This is a genomic window from Pseudomonas sp. TWRC1-2 (assembly GCF_049896685.1).
GTDB lineage: Bacteria > Pseudomonadota > Gammaproteobacteria > Pseudomonadales > Pseudomonadaceae > Aquipseudomonas.
This window is the reverse complement of sequence record NZ_JAFCUU010000002.1, coordinates 821337-838617: the sequence shown is the minus strand read 5'-3', so window position 1 is coordinate 838617 and position 17281 is coordinate 821337. Positions and strand designations below refer to the sequence as shown.

Sequence of the window (17281 nt, the reverse complement as noted above, 5' to 3'; positions counted from 1 at the left end):
CCATTTGCGTAGCACACCGGGTGAATGCGCTAAAAACGACTTGGAATGTCGCTCATGCAACAGGCTTTATTGCGAACGGGCAGGGCTGACTTCGTAGCCGGCCAGGAACAGGTCGATGGCCGATTCGATAACGCTGGCCTGGCTGGCAGCGTCGAGGGTAGGTTGGCCCAGGGTAATTTGCGGCCAGAAGGCGAACGCCTTGAGCAGGCTCTGGATCTGATGAGCCGCAAAGGCCGGGTCGGTGCAGGCCAGGCGGCCATCTTCCTGGGCCGCGCGTACCCACTGGGTGAAGCCTTCCTCGCGCTTGCTCAAGCGGTTGACCATGTCTTGCGCGCGTTCGGGCGAATGAATGGTGGCGGCGATCGCGACGCGGGCCAGGTCGAGGAAGTTGGCGTCCGACATCATCTGCATCTTCGCCTGCAGCAAACCGCGCAATTGCTCGCGCAGGGGGCGGTCACTGGCGTAGCTGGCGTCCAGCTGGGCGACGCTGCTGGCCCACAACTGGTGCAGGATTTCTGCAAACAACTCTTCTTTGCTGGGAAAGTGGTTGTAGACCGTGCGCTTGGAGACACCGGCGGTGGCGGCGATTTTGTCCATGCTGGTGACCTCGAACCCGTTAGCCCGAAACTCGGTGATGGCCGCTGCCACGATGGCTTCGCGCTTGCGGTCGGTGAGGCGTTGGGGAGCAGTCATGGAATGCGTTCGGCTCTTGGATGAAATTACACTCGGTAGTTTACTTGCTCCGGGTTTTGTTGCAATCTAGAAACTACACTGTGCAGTGTAATTTATGAGCGGACCCCAGGAGTCACTCTGTAATGGCCACGATTTCAAGCCGTCTCGACCCTTCGCCTGAAGCACTCAAACCTGCCGAGCAGGAGCAAGGGCATTTCACCAACGATGCCCCAGTGCAGCACGGCGGCTTTGGCAAGACGTTGCGGATTTTCTGGAACATGCTTTTCAACAAGCCGCGCAGCACGCGCCCCGTGGGCAAGATTCCGGTGCAACCGCTGACACGCGAGCAGCTGTTGGCCGCTCCCGATCACAGCGTGTTCCGTCTGGGGCATTCCACCGTGTTGCTGAAAATGCGCGGTAAGTTCTGGCTTACCGACCCGGTGTTTGCCGAGCGTGCCTCACCGTTCAGTTGGGCTGGGCCCAAGCGCTTCCATCAGCCGCCCATTAGCCTTGAAGACTTGCCGCCGCTGGAAGCGGTGATTCTTTCGCACAATCACTATGACCATCTGGACCATAAGGCCGTGGTCCAGCTGGCCGACAAAACCCGCTACTTTCTCGCCCCGCTGGGTGTGGGCGACACCCTGGTGAAATGGGGTGTGGACGCCAGCAAAGTCAGGCAACTGGATTGGTGGCAAGGCACCGAGGTCGATGGCATTCGCTTTATCGCCACGCCGGCCCAGCACTTTTCCGGGCGCGGTCTGTTTGACGGCAACCAGACCCTGTGGTGTTCCTGGGTGATGATCGACGGTGCGCGGCGGGTGTTTTTCAGTGGCGACACCGGTTATTTCGACGGTTTCAAACGCATCGGCGAACAATACGGCCCGTTTGATCTCACGCTGATGGAAACAGGTGCTTACAACGTCGACTGGCCCCATGTGCACATGCAGCCGGAGCAAACCTTACAGGCGCATATCGACCTTAAAGGCCGTTGGTTGCTGCCGATTCACAACGGCACGTTCGACCTGGCGTTCCATGCCTGGCACGAGCCGTTCGACCGCATCATGGCCCTGGCCTGGGAGCGCAACGTTTCGATTACCACGCCGGCGATGGGGCAGGCGTTCAATCTGAACCAGCCTGAGCGTGGGCATGCGTGGTGGTTGGACGTGGAAACTCAAGGTGCGAAAGAGCACGCTACGGGCTGAAGTTTGGGGCCGTAGGAAAATGAGTTTTCAGGGTATTTCAGCCCTGCGACAACCCTTCGATGAGAGTGCGATGATCCCGCACGGTCATTGTCGGGGTGCAGGTTCTGATGGAAAAAAACTGTAGGGAGCATTGGCGGTTGGGCTTGCCTTGTCGACTTGGGCCTTCCTTGCCTGAAGCGGGTGAAGCGGGCGGCGCGAACGCTGCGCCGGCCCAGGCCAACACCGATAAAGCCAGCCTGGGCGGTATCGTCTTCGGCGCTGACCCTCCAAAGGGCTTCGCACTCATTCCCGGTTACAACGCCGTGGCCCCGCTGCTAAAACCCGAGCGAGACCCTGCGCTGTTACTCGTCGCCTTGAGTGGTATCGAGCCCACAGGGCCTGTGATGGTTGAAGTGCCTCTGGTACGCAATAACAGCACCTTTACCGCTTCCAAGGTGCTCGCAGGGTGGCGCATCGGGTTCGCTGACCGGTATGTGCACGGGGCGCATTACGAAGCCATTGAACACAGCGCAGCCTTGCGCCGAGCGTTCGATATCCTGCAACAGGCCGGTGCGCAATTGGTACCGGTAGATGCACGACGTGCAGACCACAGCCTTCAATTCTCTTTGCAGACGCGTGAAGTCGACGATCTGGTGACCAGGCATCGTCTTGATGCCTTGGTGTCTGACGATCAATGTGCGGCGTTTCATAGTGCGTGCATAAGCGGTTATCCCGCCGTTTGCGAGCCGTTGGCAGAGGACACGAAGCTTTGGTTTTATGGCGCTCGAGGGTCTCGCGATGCATTGCACGCGTTGCTGCGCGCCTATCGACAGATCAGCGCCGGCGGCCCAGGCGGCCACTGACCTGGGCTTCAGTCTATTCGCTGATTACACGCCGTAACGTGGGGCCGGACTGCGGTGTGACAGGTTTGGCCCCAAGGCCAGGCGCGCGGTTTCGTAAGCGTCCCAATCCAGGCTGTCAGGCAGTGACGGGATGGTGACCTTCTCACCTTGTGCGAGCCCTGCCAATGCGGCGTCCACCAGGTTTTGCGCGGTCATGACCATTGTCTCGGGCAGGTTGCTCACCGGCAGGCCGGCAACGTCCCAAAACTCGGTGGCGGTGGCACCGGGCAACACCACTTGAACCCGTACACCCTTGTCGCTCAGCTCATGCTCGAGTGATTCGGAAAACGCCTGCACAAACGCTTTGGTGCCCCCGTAAACACCATTCAGCAACTTGGGTGCGACCGCCACGATCGAGCCGATGTTGATCAGGGTGCCGCGACCCTGGGCGACAAAGTTGGTTGCTGCGGCTTTGGCCAGGCGGGTCAGGGCCAGCACATTGAGCAGGATCATTGCCTCCATCTTGTCCGCATCGCTGTCGAGCAAGGGCGCGGTGGCACCGATGCCGGCGTTGTTCACCAACAGGCTGATGCGGCTGTCGTCGTGCAGGATCTGTTCGATACGGGCCAGATCGGCCGGCAGGTTCAGGTCGGCCACCACCACTTGGATATCCCGTTGGGTATCGGCGTTGAGCTGAGTCGCCAGCCGCTCCAGTCGGTGCTGGTTACGCGCCACCAAGATCAGATCGTAACCCTGGCGAGCCAGACGATCGGCGTAGGTGGCGCCAATGCCCGAAGAAGCGCCGGTGATCAGCGCATAACCTTTGGATTGAGTCATTGCAGTTGCTCCAGGAGGGCCAAGGAAGGAGGGCCTTGTTGCAACCAAGATTATGGGTGTAATGTCATGGCTGCAATGTCGTATATCCCTCCTTTAGAGACATGAGGTTTGGCCATGGTGTCTGTCGGTATTTTGCTGTTTCCGGGTTTTCAGATGCTCAGCCTGAGCACCAGTACGGTGTTTGAATTCGCCAATCTGGAAGTGGAACAGCCGTTCTATCGGGTAGACCTGGTATCCGAGGAGGGCGGGCCGGTCAAAAGCTCCATGGGTTTTGCCATTGATACGGTGCCCTTTGGTCCGTACGACACGGTGTTGGTAGTGGGCGATAACGAAGTGCTCGACGCCACGCCTGGCCTGCTCAGCTACTTGCAGCACGCAGTGGTGACGTCGCGTCGTGTGACTTCTGCTTGCACCGGCTCTTTCCACCTGGCGGCAGCCGGGCTGCTGGAAGGCCGCAAGGCAACCACTCACTGGTACCACGCCCGGGCCTTTCGTCAGGCGTATCCCACTGTGAGGCTTGAAGAAGACCGCATCTTCACTGTCGACGGCCCACTCTGGACTTCTGCCGGCATGACCGCCTGCCTCGACCTGGCCCTGGCACTTGTCGAAAACGACCTGGGTGTAGAGGTGGCCCGCGAGGTCGCGCGCAAGTTGGTGATCTACCATCGCCGTGCGGGTGGCCAGTCGCAATTTTCCGCGCTGCTGGACATCGACCCCAAGTCCGACCGTGTGCAAACCGCCCTGGTCTTCGCCCGCCAGCATTTGCAGGAAGAGCTTTCGGTTGAACGGCTGGCCGACGTCGCGCACCTTAGTCCGCGCCAGTTCAGCCGTCTGTTTCGCAGCGAAACCGGCCACACCCCGGCCAAGGCGATCGAACGCCTGCGCATTGAAGCAGCGCGGCTGATGCTTGAATCCGGCGACCATCCCATCGACATCATTGCCCGCGACACCGGCTTCGGTGACCCGGAGCGTATGCGTCGCGCCTTCCTGCGTGCCTTCGGCCAGCCGCCACAAATGATGCGCCGCGCGCTGCAATTGCAGGCCTGATGCCCCAACGGCTTACACTCAAGTTAAGGGGAGCAAGCCATGCGCTATAAAATTCACATTCTCGGCGCTGCAGGCGCAGGCACTACGACCTTGGGCAAAGCCTTGGCCGAACGCTTGAATGTGGTTTATTTCGACTCCGACGACTTCTTCTGGCAGCAAACTCCGGAACCGTTCACCGTCGCTCGGCTACGGGATGAACGCACGCGTCTGTTACAGGAACAAAGTGCCGGCCTCGAAGGCTGGGTGCTGTCCGGCTCAGTGTGCGGATGGGGCGATGCCATGATCCCGCAGTTCACCCATGTGGTGTTCCTGCGTGTAGACCCGCCAGTTCGCCTGCACCGCCTGCGGCTGCGCGAAGAGCAGCGCTATGGTGACCGGATTCTGGAGGGCGGCAGCCGCCATGAAAACAGCGTCGCGTTTCTCGCCTGGGCTGCTCGTTACGATGATGGTAACCACAGCCTACGCAGCCTGCGTCGGCATGAAAGCTGGCTGAAGCCACTGACCTGCCCGGTGATCCGGCTGGACGCTACGCACCATTCGGTTGAGGCGCTGGTGAATCAATTGATGCCGCTGTTGAGCCCATCAAGCGCGAAATGATGCCCTGTGCAGCGGGCTCGGCCGGGGCCTTGTCGAACTTGCGCGCACTCATGCCCCAACCCGGCGCAAACCCCGGGAAAAACACCAGCCCCTCGGCTTCCAGCCGAAAGGCCAATACCAGGCGGGTTTCATCATCTACATCGCCCTGGCTTTCAAAGCGTTGCACCGTTTCGACCGCCAGCCCGGTTTGTCGGGCCAGTTCTTCTCGGCTCCAACCAAGCATCGCGCGGGCCTGCACACTGTGCTTGGCGGTGAATTGGTGCAGGACGATCTGCTGTTCTACGAAAGAGCTCATTGCCAGAGAGGACATGGGGGTTTCTCCAGGTTCGACGGGGGAAGGCAAACTATACTGTGTTTTTGTACAGTTGTTTTGACCGCTCATCAACTGGATTTTTTTAATGGCGTTTCAGTCGCGCTTTATTCCACGCCCGGCGCTTCTCGAATGATCAAGTGATCCAGGTTCTCGATATTCGCGCTGAAAACCCCGAATGTCTGCTCGGGGTTCTTCTTGCTTGGCACCTGTTTCAATTGCGGCGTGACCCCATAAAAGAAGCAGTACAGCGCCTTTTTACTGTCTGCCGCCGCCTTGATCTGTTCCAGGAACGCCGTGCGCTTGCGATAGTTTTCGATGAGTTTTTTACTCAGGTAGACGTTGACCGAATAGGGCTTCTTGTCGAGCCACACTTTCTTTTCGAAATCGATGCGAAAGCTGGCGGTGTAGTCCTTGATCTGCTTGATTTTGCCCCAGTAGATCAGGCCGTTGTTGTCTTGCAGGTACTCGATCTTCTTGAAAAACGTCCAGTAGGTTGCCGTGTGATCGCCGATCTTCAGCGGCATGCTCTTGAGCTTGTCTTTGTCGTCGATATTCGACACATAGCATTCCACCGGGTGGGCGAACACGCTGGTTTTGTCCGGGGTAGAGTCGCTGGCGCTGTGGGACGAACTGGCCCGAGTAGACGCAACCTTCGTCGGATCGTGTGGGATGCCGGCTTCGGAGCCGGTCACGGCAGGCTTGCGCTCGTACTGGCGTCGCGTCAGTACCCATTCCGATGGGAAATTATCCTCGCGCTCGTCATCGGTTTCGCCGGTCGCAGTCTTGTGCGTGCTGGCGTAGCGGCAGCCGTCAATGTGCTGGGTACTGGCCTTGTTCTTGAAGTGCGGTGTGCGCTGATAGTTGACGTTTTTTGCGTTGAAGGTGCTGAGCGCATTGCCCGTATCGAACGCCGCGCGGCATTCATCGTTGGGGCACAGGAAGCTGTCCTTGTCGGAGTCGAAAGGGCTGGTTTCGTCGAAATTCAGGTCTCGTACGTCGTAGATCGACAGTTTGTCATCGAGACTCAGGCTGTAGGCCGTGTCGAATTTCATGGGGCTCGGGTCCGTGAGATGAGTGGCTGGATATTACGCAAATAGAAGCCGCTACGCAGAGCAAAAAATGTGGGAGCTGGCTTGCCTGCGATAACGGTGGGCCAGCTTGCCTATCCGTAACCTGACACACCGCTTTCGCAGGCAAGCCAGCTCCCACATTAGATAGGCGGTGTACCGGCCACACGCCGCCCACTCAGGAAACACAAGGTGCCGCCTACCGCGGTCAATGCGCCGAGGGCATAGAACATGCTGACCGGCGCCGCATTGATCAGCAGGTAACCGCAAATGACCGGGCTCATCGCCCCGCCAAACGCCGCCAGGTTTTGCGCACCGTAATAACTGCCGCGCAGCGCATCCGGGGCGATGGTGTCGATGAACAGGAATTCCGAGGGGTAAATGATCATCTCGCCCAAGGTGAACACGAACATCGCCAGGCACCAGGTCACCAGGCTGTCCGCCAGACTGAAACCGATCAGCCCGACAATGAACAACAACGTGCCCAGCACAATCCAGTAACGCAGCTGTTCACGTTTGAGAAAACGGCCGATCTGGTACTGCATCAAAATCACGGTGATGGCGTTGCAGGCCAGCACCGCCGACAGAATCTTCAGCGCCTCGGCGGGCTTGTAGGCCACCAGCAGAAACTGTGACAGATAAAGCGTATAGCGCCCGTGGACAATGGTGCTCAACAGGCTGCCGCTGGTGAACAGGATCAGCGTGCGGTCGCTGCGTAGCGTGCGCAGGGTCGTGAGAAAACTCAGGGGTTTGTTGCTGTTGTCGCGCTGGGTCGGCGCAATGCCGATCATCAGGAACACACTGCCCAGGGCGATGGCGCTGGCGATCAGGAACGGCGCCCAGGGGATCTGCCCGGCGATCACCACACCCACCATCGGACCGGTGGCATAGCCGACATTGGTCAGGGTGTAGCGCAGGGAAAACACTTTGGCGCGGTCGCCCACCGGCAGATTTTCGCTGATGATGGCCTTGGAGCCGATCAGGAACAGTGCCGACGCGGCTTCAGTAATCACCAGGGTCAGGGTGGTGAGGTAGAGGTTGCTGGCAAAGGTCAGCAACAAAAATCCGATGGCGCTGGAAAGCATGGCCAGGATCAGCAGCTTGCGCTTTTCCAGGCGGTCAATGACGTAGCCGCCATAGAGGCCGAGCAACGTGGCGATGAACACGGCGATGCCCATCAGCAAGCCGATGTCCTGCTGGTTGAGGCCCAGGCGCGTGCTCAGCCAAAGGGCCAGCAGCGGACTGGTCATGGCGCGGCTGACGACGATGGTCACCGAGCAGATCATCAGGCGGCGGATTACCAGGGAGTAGGTGGCCACGGTGGGGCGGATGTCCTTATTAATTTTCCAATACAACACAATTCAAATGTGGGAGCGGGCTTGCCCGCGATGGCGGTGAGTCAGGCATGCAGATGCAAGCTGACCCACCGCTATCGCAGGCAAGCCCGCTCCCACAGGTTTTTGCAGTGTTTACTGCCCGGCATTGATGCTGATTTTCTCCACCGCACCCTGTTCCAGATCCCACTTCTTCAGGATCTTGCCGTACGTGCCATCATCAATCATGCCCTGCAACGCCTCACTGATCGCCGTGACCAATTCGGTGTTGCTTTTCTCAATCCCCAGCCCCGTGAACTGCTTGGAAATCGCCAGGCCCACTGGCTTGTACTTGCCCTTGTCCAACGACATCAAATAAGGAATCGTCTCGCTGCCCTGCATCGCCGCGTCCAAACGGTTCTGCTGCAACTGCGCACGCGCATCCGCAGAGCCTTCAGTGCCGATCACCACGACCGCTGGCTTACCCGCCGCTTCGCAGTTTTCCTTGCTCCACGCGGCAATTTCCGACGGCCAGGTGGTACGTCGGCTGGTGCCGACTTTTTTACCGCACAGGTCAGTCAATTCCTTGAGGTCTTCACGCTTGGCCAGGGTGTACAGCTGCGGGCCGCTGGTGAAGTAGTCGATGAAGGTCACGGCCTTCTGGCGCTCGGCGGTGTCACTCATGCCTGACAGTACGATGTCGACGCGCTTGGTGGTCAGGCCGCTGAGCATCTGCTCGAAGCCGGTCTCCTGCCACTTGATCTTCACGCCCAGGCGCTCGGCCAGGGCGTTGCCCAGGTCGAAGTCAAGGCCGGTGAGTTTGTTGGTGGCGGTGTCCTTGAAATCCATCGGCGGGTAGTTCGGCACGATGGCCGCGCTGATCTCACCCTTGTCCTTGATTGCCGCCGGCAATGCCGCGAATACACACGAGGAGGCCATCAGGCCTGCGAGCAACGTTGGGATAAACAATTTTTTCATGGGGGCGTTCTCGTTAGTTTTTTAGTTAAGTGCGAACGGCAGAAATAAAGCTTTGGGTACGCGGGTTTTGTGGGCTTATTAGAATTTCTTCAGGGCTGCCGGCTTCCACAATCTGGCCGGCGTCCATAAACACCATGCGGTTGGAGACTTCGCGGGCGAAGCCCAACTCATGGGTGACCACGATCATGGTCATGCCGGTGGTGGCCAAATCGCGCATCACCGACAGCACTTCGCCTACAAGCTCCGGGTCGAGGGCTGACGTGGGCTCGTCAAACAACATCAACTTGGGGCGCATCGCCAGCGCGCGGGCAATGGCCACACGCTGTTGCTGGCCGCCGGACAATTCCACCGGGTAGGCATTGCGCTTGTCCGCCAGGCCGACGCGGGCCAGCAACTCCAGCGCGTCTTCGATGGCTTCCTTGGGCGAGCGCTTGAGCACCTGCACCGGGCCTTCGATGATGTTTTGCAACACGGTCATGTGCGGGAACAAATTGAAGCGCTGGAACACCATGCCGGTCGCCAGGCGCTGGCGGGCAATCTGCGATTCATTCATCTCGTGCAGCTTGTTGCCGACGACGCGGTAACCGACCAGTTCGCCGTCGACCCACAGGCCGCCCTTGTCGATCTTTTCCAGCTGGTTGACGCAGCGCAGCAACGTGCTTTTACCCGAGCCGGACGGGCCGATGATGCACATGACTTCGCCTTGCTCGACCTCGATATTGATGTCGCGCAGCGCGTGATACTCGTCGTAATACTTGTTCAGGTTGACGGCCTTGACGATGCTTCTCATGGGGCAAATCTCCTCAACCCAGACTTACGAACGCTTGCCGGCGCCGCGGGCAAAACGACGCTCGAGGCGGCTTTGACCAAATGAAAGAACAGTCACCACCGCCAGGTACCAGATGCCGGCCACAATCAGCAGCTCCATGACGCGGGCGTTGGCGTAGTAGATGTTTTGCGCGTTGTGCAGCAGCTCCGAATACTGGATCACGCTGGCCAGGCTGGTCATTTTCACCATGCTGATGAACTCGTTGCCTACCGGCGGAATGATCACTCGCATCGCCTGCGGCAGAATTACCCTACGCAGCGCTTGCAGGCTTGGCATGCCGATGGACTTGGCGGCTTCGTACTGGCCAGTGTCGACCGACAGCAAGCCGGCGCGCACCACTTCGGCGGTGTAGGCGCCCTGGTTGATGCTGAGGCCGAGCAGCGCGGCCACGAATGGCGTCATCAGGTCGACGGTGTCGATGCTGAACAGGCCGGGTATGGCGATCACCGGGAAAATCAGCGCCAGGTTGAACCACAGCAACAGCTGCAGAATCAGCGGCGTACCGCGGAACAGCCAGGTGTAAGTGATGGCCACGTAGCGCAGGATCGGGTTGGCCGACATGCGCATGATCGCCGTGATCACGCCGATGACCACGCCCAGCGCCATTGCCAGAATCGACATGACGATGGTGTTCACCAGGCCCCACAGAATGGCCTCAGACGTGAGGAACTGCCCGATGTAGGACCATTCGATCTGGCCATTGGCAAAGGCGCGCAACAACGCGGCCAATGCGATCACGATCAACGTGGCAAAAAACATCCGCCCGTAATAACGACGCGATACGTGCTCGTACTGCGTGATATCGAACTGGTTCTCGGACAACTTGCGCTCAGCTTCCAAGCGCTCCGCCGGGGTTTGGTTCATGGTGCTACTCCACTGCTGTACTCGATCCAACTGTTAAAACATGGTTCAAATGTGGGAGCTGGCTTGCCTGCGAAAGCGCCAGCAAACTCACCACAAAGGCCCAGGTTTAAATCCGAAACCCCTGATAACTCTCAGCCCATCTCTGCTGCTCAGCCAAGGCAGTCTTCAACCGCCTAATCTGCTCCCGAACCCGCTCCGGCGCCGTCCCACCCCAACCACTGCGCGCCGCAATCGCCGCTTCCAGGGTCAAGCAGTCCCGCACCTCCGGCAGCAGCCGGGCATCCACCTGCGCCAACATCGCCGGTGAGGCTTCCCACAACTCAATCTCGTGTTTCTCACAGGCTTGCACCAAGGCGCCGGTAATCTCATGCGCCTCCTTGAACGGCACGCCGCGCGTGGCCAACCAGTCCGCCACCTCAGTCGCCAAGGTGAAGCCCATCGGCGCCTGACGCCGCAGCTCTTCAACTTGCACCTTCATCGTCGCGACCATCCCGGCCATCGCTGGCAGCACCAGCAACAAGGTGTCCACACTGTCCAACACGCTGTGCTTGTCTTCACTCAAATCGCGGTTGTATGACAGCGGCAACGACTTGAGCGTCGACATCAACCCGGTCAGGTTGCCAATCAAGCGCCCGGCCTTGCCCCGCGCCAGTTCGGCAATGTCCGGGTTCTTTTTCTGCGGCATGATCGAGCTGCCGGTGGCGTAGGCATCGTCCAGCACCACCCAGCGAAACTGGCGCGACGACCACAGGCAAAACTCCTCCGACAGCCGCGAAATATTCACCCCGAGCATGCCCGCCACAAACAGGAACTCCGCCACATGGTCACGGCTGGCGACGGCGTCGATCGAGTTTTCGCACGGCCCGGTGTAGCCCATTTCCTTGGCCGAATGCTCTGGCTGGCGCGCAATCGCCGAGCCTGCCATGGCCGCAGCACCCAACGGTGACAACGCGGTGCGCGCATCCCAATCCACCAGGCGCTGCACATCGCGCAACATCGACTGCGCGTGCGCCAACAAGTGATGGGCAAACACAATCGGTTGCGCCTGCTGCAAGTGCGTGAAGCCCGGGCAGATGCTTTCGACATGCTGCTCAGCCTGCTCCACCAACGCCTGCTGCAAACCCAGCACCTCAGTGGTGATGATGCGCGCATGGTCGCGTAGGAAAAGGCGCAGATCATTGGCGGTCTGATCGTTACGCGAACGCCCGGCGCGCAACTTGCCACCCAAGGCGCCCAGGCGCTCGGTCAATACGCGTTCGATGAAGGTGTGCACGTCCTCGTCATCCAGGGTTGGATGCAGGCGCCCGGCGGCGAAGTCCTCACCAATGCGGTCCAGGGCTTCAAGGGTGCGCAGGGTTTCGGACTCATCCAGCAAACCGGCGCGTTGCAACTCGCGGGCATGGGCACGGGAGCCGGCCAGGTCGTAGGGCGTCAGGCGAAAATAGCGCTCAGGGCAACGCGACAACGCGGCCAATGCAGCAGACGGGCCGGTCTTGAAACGAGCACCCCAAAGGCGGTCGGTGGGCTGGGACATCGGTATTCCTCACGCTTGTTTTTAGAAGAGTCGGAGGCAGTAAAAAACTAAAAAGACCTGATCGTAGTGTCAGGTTTTTACGGGTGCTAAATCAGCCTCTGTGTGCTGTTCAACCCGCTATATTCAAGGTTGCCAAGGGCGGATGTTTACGGCCATTATCGCCGCCTGGCTATGTTCAAGGATTGGGTTGAAGCCTGTTGAATATGGCACTTGAGGTCAACGCGTATTATGGAAACCCCACTTTCCACTTCTGGAAACATGCCGCCAAAACCCGGCACACGACCGCCCCTGCAACTGAGCGGGCTGGACTTCAAATTACTGCGCGTGTTCATGGCGGTGGTCGAAGCCGGCGGCTTCAGCGCCGCGCAAAACGAGCTGAACGTGGGCCTGGCGGCCATCAGCAAGCAGATCTCCGACCTTGAAATTCGCATCGGCATGCGCCTGTGTACAAGGGGCCGGGAAGGCTTTGGCCTGACCGAAGAAGGCAAGTTGGTGTATCAGGCTTCCATCGAGTTATTTACCTCGGTGGACAGTTTTCGCGACAAGCTTAGTTCGGCGCAAAACGAGCTTATTGGTGACCTTAGTGTGGGCGTTATTGATAACACCGTCTCCGACGTTAATTCGCCGCTAATTACCGCGTTAGGGAAACTACACAGCGAATCGCCAAAAATTAGATTGCGCCTACATGCCTCGCAACTCGACGAAGTTGAGCGCGGCGTAGTGGAAGGGCGGCTGATCGTCGGCATCGTGCCGGTTTACCAACGCCGCGAAGAATTCGACTACTTCCCGTTGTACGAAGAAAAAGCCCACGCCTATTGCGCCGTAGGACACCCACTGTTCAACGCGAGCGACATCACGCCAGAAGTGCTGCGCCAATACGAAGTGGTCAACCACCGGTATGCAATCCATCGCGACAAAGCCAACTTCGTCACCTACGACAGCCAGTCCGCCTCGGCCTCACAGGTTGAAGCCGTCGCCATCCTGATCCTCACCGGCCGCTTCTTAGGCTTTCTGCCCGAACACTACGCCGCGCCACTGGTCAGGGAAGGGCGCCTGCGCGCACTGTGCCCGAAGCAGGTTCACCTAAGCACCGCCTTCAACCTGATCCTGCGCCACAACGCCCCGCGCAGCCCAATGGTAAAAGCCTTCGCCACAGCCCTGGGCGTAGACCTCAAAGCCGCAACATAACCCTTGCCGAGCACCGATCAACAGGCCAACAAAGCCCAAATGTGGGAGCTCTCGAGCCCCAGCGAGGCAGCGATGGGATCGACTCGGTCCGCTGCCGACCCCGCTATTTGTATCGACCCCCAGCACCCCATACTAGTGCGCTGTCTGGCCTGCACCGATCAAAATGTGGGAGCTCTCGAGCCCCAGCGAGGCAGCGATGGGATCACCTCGGTCCACCCGCCGACCCCATCCACCCGCATCACCGCTGCAACTTGCCCGGCTTCTTCTTCGAATGAAAATGCCGAAAATGCGCATCCTGCGCCGCCGCCAACAACTCCCGATCCCCACGGGTATCGCCCCAGGCCCTGAGCCGATAATCGCCCAAATCCCCATACACCGCCTCAAGCCGCAGCACCTTATTCTCACAGCGGCAATTATTCCCCGTGAGCTTGCCCGTCAACACCCCGTCGACCACCTCAAGCTCAGTGCCAATCAACTTGATCCCCAACCGATTCGCAAACGGCTGCAACACCAACGCCGGCGACGCCGAACACAACGTCACCTCCGCCCCGGACTTCACCTCATCCGCCACCGACTGCAACCCAGTCGGGCGCATCAGCTTGCTCCACGTACGCTGGCAATACGCCTCAGCCTGCTGCTGAACCCACGCCTTCTCAACCCCGGTCATAAAGGTACGAATCAACTGCGCCTTCAACTCATCCCGACTGATCTGGCGCAGCAAAAAGCGCAGCCCCGGCACCGCCAGCTTCACCATACGGCCGTAGAACTCACCGGTGCCAAAGGCAAACTTGAGGAAGGGTACGAAACTGTCGTGATGGGTCAGGGTGCCGTCGAAGTCAAAGACGGAAAGTACTTTGGCGTCCATTGGGCCGGCTTCGAGCATGTCTGGGTTCACGGGTTGGCCTCGGTCCTATCTAGTGTTTATTAAGCGTGCATCAGGTGTGACAGCAGGAGTTTACTCCCGTGCCAATCTTCCGATCTTGGCGTACAGCGACTCGGTGAAAGCATCCCGGTCACTCGACCGGTGGCAACGCTGATGGCAATTGGGGCACAAGGCTACAGCATTGGTCGTGCGATCCGAACCCTTCTGGGCGAGGTGCTTGACGTGATGTACTTCAAGAAATGGCTGGCCGTCGACCTCGAAAGGTGCGTTTGAACCGCAGCCTTCGCAGATGCCGTTGGCTTCTTTTAGTACCCAGGCGCGTACCTTTGGGTCGCGGACAAAGGCGGTGCTGACGGTCGATACCTTCTGTGGCTGGGCTATGCCGTCGGGTAGCTTATGGAAGGGTTGTTGCTGCAGTTTGGATGCGCGGCGGATCAGCGTTTGTTCGTCTGCCGTTTGGGCAGCATCTTCTGATTCGAACACGCCCTTTGCGGCCAGTGCATTGCGGATGCGTTGCTCTACGCCTGAGCCCACATTTTTGGCGGGCTTATAGCCCTCGATGCGGTCCCAGCCCATACGGACGAGCACGGTAGAGATATTTTGCATGCGAAACTCAATAGAACCCTTCGCACGGCCCGCTACCGGGCCTTCACGCAGAAGGCGGTTTTCGAGTGCTTTGTTGAAAGGTTGGCCGCTCTTTTCCCAGGCCAACATCTTCAAGTACGCCTCTACCGCCGCTGTCAGCTCGGCGTCGTTCCAGTCCGTTTTTTCTTTCGTAATATCCATACAGCCGCCGAGGGTAGAAAACCCTCGGACGATACTGAGTAGCCATTATTGCGTCTACGAAATTTCCTACAGTCTGGTGGGATTTGACCGTCTCTGAATTTGGAAATATTCAGATCACGGAGCATAAAAAAGCCCTGAACATGTCAGGGCTTCTTGATGTTGCCGACTTAGGAATTAATCCCAGCTCAGCGCGCCGCCGGTCTGGTACTCGATCACGCGGGTTTCGAAGAAATTCTTCTCTTTCTTCAAGTCCATAATCTCGCTCATCCACGGGAACGGGTTAGTCGTCCCTGGATACTCTTCCTTCAACCCAATCTGCGACAGACGACGGTTCGCGATGAACTTGAGGTAGTCCTCCATCATCGCCGCATTCATGCCCAACACGCCGCGAGGCATGGTGTCGCGCGCATATTCAATCTCCAGCTGAGTCCCTTGCAGAATCATCTGGGTCGCTTCTTCCTTCATCTCGGCATCCCACAAGTGTGGGTTTTCGATTTTGATCTGGTTGATCACGTCGATACCGAAGTTCAGGTGCATCGACTCGTCGCGCAGGATGTACTGGAACTGCTCGGCCACGCCGGTCATTTTGTTGCGACGGCCCATCGACAGGATTTGGGTGAAGCCGCAGTAGAAGAAGATGCCTTCCAGGACGCAGTAGTAAGCGACCAGGTTACGCAGCAGTTCTTTGTCGGTTTCGACGGTGCCGGTTTCGAACTTCGGATCGGAGATCGAGCGGGTGTACTTCAAGCCCCAGGCGGCCTTTTTAGCGACCGATGGAATCTCGTGGTACATGTTGAAGATCTCGCCTTCATCCATGGCCAGCGATTCGATGCAGTACTGGTAGGCGTGGGTGTGGATCGCTTCTTCGAAGGCCTGGCGCAGGATGTACTGGCGGCACTCCGGGTTGGTGATCAGGCGGTACACGGCCAGCACGAGGTTGTTGGCAACCAGGGAGTCGGCGGTGGAGAAGAAACCGAGGTTGCGCATGACGATGCGGCGTTCGTCGTCGGTCAGGCCTTCGGGGTTTTTCCACAGGGCGATGTCGGCGGTCATGTTGACCTCTTGCGGCATCCAGTGGTTGGCGCAGCCGTCGAGGTACTTTTGCCAGGCCCAGTCGTACTTGAAGGGCACGAGTTGGTTGAGGTCGGCGCGGCAGTTGATCATGCGCTTTTCGTCAACGGCGACGCGGGCGGCGGAGCCTTCAAGCTCAGCGAGGCCTTCGGCGACGTCGAGTTTGTCCAGGGCGGCCTTGGCGCGCACGATGGCGGCGGAGTCACTGGCGGTGACGGCGCGGGCTTCGATGGCGGCGGCAGCGCCGGCACCGTCGAGGCGGTCCATGTTGGCTTCGGTGGCGTGGCCGGCGTTGGCGCCTTTAGCGGCTACTTCGCCTTCTTCTTCTTTGTCGAATTCGTCCCAGCTCAGCATGACGTGTCGTCTCCTGCGTGAGGGCTCAAAGGTGCCCGTGTGAAACCGGATGGTTGGGTGTTCACACGGCCCAGAGGCCGCGGTGGATCTTAAGGAATCGTTTGTTGCAACAGCTCGCGCAGGCATTAAACGGAATTGGGTAACGGGTGTTCTGCGTGAGGCTTGAGGGGCGGAGCGACAGGTGCATGCTCCAGCGCAGGCTCAAGGTCTGGCTCTTCATCCCAGTGTAAAGGGATATTGCAGGCCCGATTTACCCGCGCATTATAGGGAAAAATTCGGCTTTGTGTTGCGGCGGATGGTCACGATTGAGCGCCAAAATAGCTTGGTTTTCGGCCAAGAGGCGTGTTTGCAAGGCTTTGCCGGGATAGGAATTTTTTGACGGGCGGTGGGATAGTTTTTGTGGGGGCAGCAGAGGCGGGTAGGTGGCGGGCTTTGGGAGGTGGGTAAGGCTGAAATTGCCATCGCAGGCAAGCCAGTTCCCACATTTGTTTCATGGTGGGTTCGAAATAGGTTCTTGGCCGCAAGAACGATTACTTGCGGCGACCAAGATCCGGTTTAAACCTGACTCAATAACCTGTTACCCGTTAGAACAACCGTTGCCCATAACTTGGTAATTAAGAATATGACGTTGACCGTGTGAGTCTTCATATTCCATTTGTACCGGTACCACTTGGCATACTTCCGGAACAGTGCTCATGGACAATACTTTGGCAACATCCAGGTGAGTGCTGTAGGTGTAATCCTCAACGATCGGGGCGTTCTGGCCGGCCAGCTCGGTCGGGGCCTCATCGGCCAGGGCGGCGGTGGCGCACAAGCTGCTGAGGGCCATAACTACGAGAGCTTTCATTTCTTTACTTACCTTCTTCAGGGCGAAAGGGGTCACGGGGCCCTTATGAGGCCGCGTGTGTAACTTAAGAGTTGGGAA

The 17281-nt window shown here is 58.8% G+C and carries 18 protein-coding genes; 5 read left to right on the top strand and 13 right to left on the bottom strand.

Annotated features, from left to right (window positions below):
- Positions 1 to 66: 66 nt before the first annotated feature.
- Positions 67 to 693, bottom strand: coding sequence for a TetR/AcrR family transcriptional regulator (locus ACP7B3_RS08335; protein ID WP_145159411.1), 627 nt, complete (start codon positions 691 to 693; stop codon positions 67 to 69).
- Positions 694 to 815: 122 nt separating this feature from the next.
- On the opposite strand from ACP7B3_RS08335, the gene ACP7B3_RS08330 reads away from it, so the two are divergent.
- On the top strand, positions 816 to 1874 hold the full coding sequence (locus tag ACP7B3_RS08330; RefSeq protein WP_370003753.1) for an MBL fold metallo-hydrolase: 1059 nt from the start codon (positions 816 to 818) through the stop codon (positions 1872 to 1874).
- A gap of 167 nt (positions 1875 to 2041) precedes the next feature.
- Entirely contained in the window at positions 2042 to 2716 is a 675-nt protein-coding gene (locus ACP7B3_RS08325) for a hypothetical protein (RefSeq protein WP_426178609.1), read from the top strand.
- Positions 2717 to 2740: 24 nt separating this feature from the next.
- On the opposite strand, the gene ACP7B3_RS08320 is transcribed toward ACP7B3_RS08325, so the two are convergent.
- Positions 2741 to 3532 carry an SDR family NAD(P)-dependent oxidoreductase gene (locus ACP7B3_RS08320; RefSeq protein WP_426178608.1) on the bottom strand — a complete coding sequence of 264 codons (792 nt, stop codon included), beginning with the start codon at positions 3530 to 3532 and terminating at the stop codon, positions 2741 to 2743.
- Positions 3533 to 3646: 114 nt separating this feature from the next.
- Here ACP7B3_RS08320 and ACP7B3_RS08315 point away from each other — a divergent pair, with 114 nt between their 5' ends.
- Both ACP7B3_RS08315 and ACP7B3_RS08310 read left to right on the top strand, forming a co-directional pair.
- Positions 3647 to 4579: a GlxA family transcriptional regulator gene (locus tag ACP7B3_RS08315; protein WP_426178607.1), complete on the top strand. Its 933-nt coding sequence runs from the start codon at positions 3647 to 3649 to the stop codon at positions 4577 to 4579.
- 39 nt (positions 4580 to 4618) lie between these two features.
- Entirely contained in the window at positions 4619 to 5176 is a 558-nt protein-coding gene (locus ACP7B3_RS08310) for an AAA family ATPase (RefSeq protein ID WP_426178606.1), read from the top strand.
- Here ACP7B3_RS08310 and ACP7B3_RS08305 read toward each other — a convergent pair.
- The 7 genes from ACP7B3_RS08305 to argH all read right to left on the bottom strand — a co-directional run bounded on the left by ACP7B3_RS08305 (position 5106) and on the right by argH (position 12074).
- The gene (locus tag ACP7B3_RS08305; protein WP_262208557.1) at positions 5106 to 5486 is read right to left on the bottom strand and encodes a helix-turn-helix domain-containing protein; all 381 of its coding nucleotides are present in this window, start codon (positions 5484 to 5486) and stop codon (positions 5106 to 5108) included. The two genes, ACP7B3_RS08310 and ACP7B3_RS08305, sit on opposite strands and share 71 nt — an antisense overlap.
- A gap of 107 nt (positions 5487 to 5593) precedes the next feature.
- On the bottom strand, positions 5594 to 6541 hold the full coding sequence (locus tag ACP7B3_RS08300) for a hypothetical protein (RefSeq protein WP_426178605.1): 948 nt from the start codon (positions 6539 to 6541) through the stop codon (positions 5594 to 5596).
- A gap of 158 nt (positions 6542 to 6699) precedes the next feature.
- Positions 6700 to 7875: an MFS transporter gene (locus ACP7B3_RS08295; protein WP_119741577.1), complete on the bottom strand. Its 1176-nt coding sequence runs from the start codon at positions 7873 to 7875 to the stop codon at positions 6700 to 6702.
- Positions 7876 to 8025: 150 nt separating this feature from the next.
- The gene (locus tag ACP7B3_RS08290) at positions 8026 to 8847 is read right to left on the bottom strand and encodes an ABC transporter substrate-binding protein (RefSeq protein ID WP_145159393.1); all 822 of its coding nucleotides are present in this window, start codon (positions 8845 to 8847) and stop codon (positions 8026 to 8028) included.
- Positions 8848 to 8872: 25 nt separating this feature from the next.
- Positions 8873 to 9637: an amino acid ABC transporter ATP-binding protein gene (locus ACP7B3_RS08285; protein ID WP_119741579.1), complete on the bottom strand. Its 765-nt coding sequence runs from the start codon at positions 9635 to 9637 to the stop codon at positions 8873 to 8875.
- Between the two features lie 24 nt (positions 9638 to 9661).
- On the bottom strand, positions 9662 to 10540 hold the full coding sequence (locus ACP7B3_RS08280; protein WP_426178604.1) for an amino acid ABC transporter permease: 879 nt from the start codon (positions 10538 to 10540) through the stop codon (positions 9662 to 9664).
- 106 nt (positions 10541 to 10646) lie between these two features.
- A complete protein-coding gene (gene argH, locus ACP7B3_RS08275; protein WP_426178603.1) occupies positions 10647 to 12074 on the bottom strand; it encodes an argininosuccinate lyase in 1428 nt (475 codons plus the stop codon).
- A gap of 228 nt (positions 12075 to 12302) precedes the next feature.
- On the opposite strand from argH, the gene ACP7B3_RS08270 reads away from it, so the two are divergent.
- On the top strand, positions 12303 to 13262 hold the full coding sequence (locus ACP7B3_RS08270; RefSeq protein WP_426178602.1) for a LysR family transcriptional regulator: 960 nt from the start codon (positions 12303 to 12305) through the stop codon (positions 13260 to 13262).
- A 238-nt stretch (positions 13263 to 13500) separates the two neighbouring features.
- Here ACP7B3_RS08270 and ACP7B3_RS08265 read toward each other — a convergent pair whose 3' ends face one another.
- The 4 genes from ACP7B3_RS08265 to ACP7B3_RS08250 all read right to left on the bottom strand — a co-directional run bounded on the left by ACP7B3_RS08265 (position 13501) and on the right by ACP7B3_RS08250 (position 17203).
- Positions 13501 to 14145 (bottom strand): HAD-IB family hydrolase, encoded by a 645-nt coding sequence (locus ACP7B3_RS08265; protein ID WP_426178651.1) that lies wholly within the window; start codon positions 14143 to 14145, stop codon positions 13501 to 13503.
- Between the two features lie 72 nt (positions 14146 to 14217).
- On the bottom strand, positions 14218 to 14931 hold the full coding sequence (locus ACP7B3_RS08260; protein ID WP_426178601.1) for an HNH endonuclease: 714 nt from the start codon (positions 14929 to 14931) through the stop codon (positions 14218 to 14220).
- A 174-nt stretch (positions 14932 to 15105) separates the two neighbouring features.
- Positions 15106 to 16356, bottom strand: coding sequence for a ribonucleotide-diphosphate reductase subunit beta (locus tag ACP7B3_RS08255; protein ID WP_032879817.1), 1251 nt, complete (start codon positions 16354 to 16356; stop codon positions 15106 to 15108).
- 577 nt (positions 16357 to 16933) lie between these two features.
- Positions 16934 to 17203, bottom strand: coding sequence for a DUF2790 domain-containing protein (locus tag ACP7B3_RS08250; protein ID WP_145159385.1), 270 nt, complete (start codon positions 17201 to 17203; stop codon positions 16934 to 16936).
- Positions 17204 to 17281: the final 78 nt, after the last annotated feature.

Bases quoted from the DNA above. Each gene is read 5' to 3' on its own strand.
- ACP7B3_RS08335 (WP_145159411.1), bottom strand. From the start codon at position 693: ATGACTGCTCCCCAACGCCTCACCGACCGCAAGCGCGAAGCCATCGTG.
- ACP7B3_RS08330 (WP_370003753.1), top strand. From the start codon at position 816: ATGGCCACGATTTCAAGCCGTCTCGACCCTTCGCCTGAAGCACTCAAA.
- ACP7B3_RS08320 (WP_426178608.1), bottom strand. From the start codon at position 3,532: ATGACTCAATCCAAAGGTTATGCGCTGATCACCGGCGCTTCTTCGGGC.
- ACP7B3_RS08315 (WP_426178607.1), top strand. From the start codon at position 3,647: ATGGTGTCTGTCGGTATTTTGCTGTTTCCGGGTTTTCAGATGCTCAGC.
- ACP7B3_RS08310 (WP_426178606.1), top strand. From the start codon at position 4,619: ATGCGCTATAAAATTCACATTCTCGGCGCTGCAGGCGCAGGCACTACG.
- ACP7B3_RS08305 (WP_262208557.1), bottom strand. From the start codon at position 5,486: ATGTCCTCTCTGGCAATGAGCTCTTTCGTAGAACAGCAGATCGTCCTG.
- ACP7B3_RS08300 (WP_426178605.1), bottom strand. From the start codon at position 6,541: ATGAAATTCGACACGGCCTACAGCCTGAGTCTCGATGACAAACTGTCG.
- ACP7B3_RS08290 (WP_145159393.1), bottom strand. From the start codon at position 8,847: ATGAAAAAATTGTTTATCCCAACGTTGCTCGCAGGCCTGATGGCCTCC.
- ACP7B3_RS08285 (WP_119741579.1), bottom strand. From the start codon at position 9,637: ATGAGAAGCATCGTCAAGGCCGTCAACCTGAACAAGTATTACGACGAG.
- ACP7B3_RS08280 (WP_426178604.1), bottom strand. From the start codon at position 10,540: ATGAACCAAACCCCGGCGGAGCGCTTGGAAGCTGAGCGCAAGTTGTCC.
- argH (WP_426178603.1), bottom strand. From the start codon at position 12,074: ATGTCCCAGCCCACCGACCGCCTTTGGGGTGCTCGTTTCAAGACCGGC.
- ACP7B3_RS08270 (WP_426178602.1), top strand. From the start codon at position 12,303: ATGGAAACCCCACTTTCCACTTCTGGAAACATGCCGCCAAAACCCGGC.
- ACP7B3_RS08265 (WP_426178651.1), bottom strand. From the start codon at position 14,145: ATGCTCGAAGCCGGCCCAATGGACGCCAAAGTACTTTCCGTCTTTGAC.
- ACP7B3_RS08260 (WP_426178601.1), bottom strand. From the start codon at position 14,931: ATGGATATTACGAAAGAAAAAACGGACTGGAACGACGCCGAGCTGACA.
- ACP7B3_RS08255 (WP_032879817.1), bottom strand. From the start codon at position 16,356: ATGCTGAGCTGGGACGAATTCGACAAAGAAGAAGAAGGCGAAGTAGCC.
- ACP7B3_RS08250 (WP_145159385.1), bottom strand. From the start codon at position 17,203: ATGAAAGCTCTCGTAGTTATGGCCCTCAGCAGCTTGTGCGCCACCGCC.